This window comes from Xanthomonas axonopodis (genome assembly GCF_001304695.1).
Taxonomy (GTDB): domain Bacteria; phylum Pseudomonadota; class Gammaproteobacteria; order Xanthomonadales; family Xanthomonadaceae; genus Xanthomonas; species Xanthomonas axonopodis.
Map to the genome: position 1 here is coordinate 1 of NZ_JFAQ01000111.1, position 1935 is coordinate 1935.

Sequence of the window (1935 nt, forward strand, 5' to 3'; positions counted from 1 at the left end):
TATGTCGCGCTCCTCGGTCACTCGGCGCAACTCGGCCTTCAGCCGCCGAACCTCCGCGCTCTGGTCCACCTCGGCGCGCTGCACGACGCCGGGCTTGCCGAACTTGCGCAGCCAGGCGTACAGGCTGTGCGTGGTAACACCCAGGCGCTCGGCGACTTCTGCCACTTTGAACCCGCGATCGGTCACTTGGCGGACCGCCTCGACCTTGAACTCATCTGTATACCGCTTACTGCTCATGGACACCTCCGAATTAGCCATTTTCCATGGCCTTGAGATGTCTAGGAAAGCCTGGGCGTATCAACCTTCGCTAAACCATCTGGGGGCCAATGGCCTGATTATGGGCTTCCACAGAAGGCTGCGCAGCAGCTTGCTGGGCCAGGGCTGTACTAGAATGTTCAATCGTGGGAGGTTGCTCGCCTGCAAGTACCGATGCGCGGAATCCAGGGGTCGTGCCAACAACGAACACGTCGCCTTCGCGCTCAATGACTTGGCTCACCTTCGACATGTCGTTGATTCCAGCCTCGTGTGCACGCTGCGCGGCAAAAGCAACCCGCTCATTGGAGATGTGCTGAGGCAATCCTTCCCGTAGCCCAGCGAAAAGGCGGTTGCCAGCGTGCTCTGGATCAGTCATTGCCTTGGTGAAAGGATTGCTATGCTCTCCTGACGACTCAACATTCCCGAGCGAGTTGCTTGATCGTCCTTCGCGTGCAGGTTCATTCACCTCAGGCGTGGACGGGGACGTCGGATGTCGAGACTCCAGCTCGCGAATGGTGTCGATCAACGCGTTGGGCGTTTCTACAGTGGGTAACCACGTTCCCGCGTCAATATGCTTTCCGGTGACACGAGATACCGTTTCGCTAGCCCATGAGGAACAGTTGTTATTCAGTTCCCACGTGACGTTCTCGCGAAGCGCTTGGTCGAGGACTTTGGTTTGGGCCGGTGACAGGTCGTAGTAGCGGTCTGCGTCAGAACGCTGTCCTTTTTCCATTCCGGAACGGATATCGGTGCCGTCCCCGTTATCCTTCACCATCGGATGGTTGTCGGGCCACAATCCATAATACTCCGTGGGTGAATTGCCCCGCTTGACCGTAATCCAGGCATGGCCGTCGGTCAGACCGCCTTGTCCACCATTGCTATGTATTCCAAGTACAACGCGCTCATTAGCCGGTTCGGTGCCCATTGCATCGCTCCTTGAATGAAATTATGGAGTCAACGTTTCTTCAGTGTCTGCGTAGACCAATAAGACCTTTTCGCCTGCATACGGTACGGTGACCTTGGGTGTCCACTGCTCAGCTGGTGGCACGGCAGCTTTCGCCATGGCATCACATTTATCATTGATGCCGCATCTACGGATTGCGATACGCAATACGCCGCCTTCATTCGCGAAATCAACGCCCGGAGAATAAAAGAGGCTTTCTGCCGGCATGTGGTAGGTGATCTGTAGTGAGTCTCCCGCCTTTTCGATCTTGACCGGCTGAACATCATTTTTCTTGTAATCAGAGCGCATGTTTCCTCCTGCACAAGCAGTCAAGGTTGATAGTGCGAGTAATCCCGTAGCAAACATCAGTCTACTTTTCATATCCATGTTCATGCCCAGCATGAGATCTGAAGAGGTACGTTAGCACTCGCTACCTCGGCAAGCTAGAAGTCAGGCTATCGAAACTCGCTCGCAGCAACGCTTGGGTGTTAAGGAAGGTCTGATCAACTCACCACAGACACGCGACACTACCGCCTCATGTAGAGGATTCATCCATGCAACTGACGTTCGGTGACGCCGAGGGCCTGGGCAAGCGTAAGCAAACCCGTCGCGAGATCTTCCTGGCCGAGATGGAGCAGGTCGTTCCGTGGCAGCAATTGCTTGCCCTGATCGCGCCGCACTATCCGGTATCGGGGCGGCCCGGTCGGCAGCCGTACGCACTGGCGACGATGTTGCGG

Annotated in this window: 4 protein-coding genes; 1 reads left to right on the plus strand and 3 read right to left on the minus strand. The window is 56.1% G+C overall.

Annotated features, from left to right (window positions below; genetic code table 11):
* The 3 genes from XAXN_RS11120 to XAXN_RS21260 form a co-directional block, all read right to left on the minus strand.
* Positions 1-237 (minus strand): transposase (locus XAXN_RS11120; protein ID WP_054319596.1); only part of this gene is annotated, 237 nt, incomplete at its 3' end.
* A gap of 70 nt (positions 238-307) precedes the next feature.
* Positions 308-1180, minus strand: coding sequence for a hypothetical protein (locus tag XAXN_RS21255; RefSeq protein ID WP_134980404.1), 873 nt, complete (start codon positions 1178-1180; stop codon positions 308-310).
* 21 nt (positions 1181-1201) lie between these two features.
* The gene (locus XAXN_RS21260; protein ID WP_241148186.1) at positions 1202-1600 is read right to left on the minus strand and encodes a hypothetical protein; all 399 of its coding nucleotides are present in this window, start codon (positions 1598-1600) and stop codon (positions 1202-1204) included.
* A gap of 152 nt (positions 1601-1752) precedes the next feature.
* On the opposite strand from XAXN_RS21260, the gene XAXN_RS11130 reads away from it, so the two are divergent.
* Positions 1753-1935, plus strand: a 183-nt coding sequence (locus XAXN_RS11130; RefSeq protein ID WP_485129895.1) for a transposase, incomplete at its 3' end; no start/stop codon positions are given.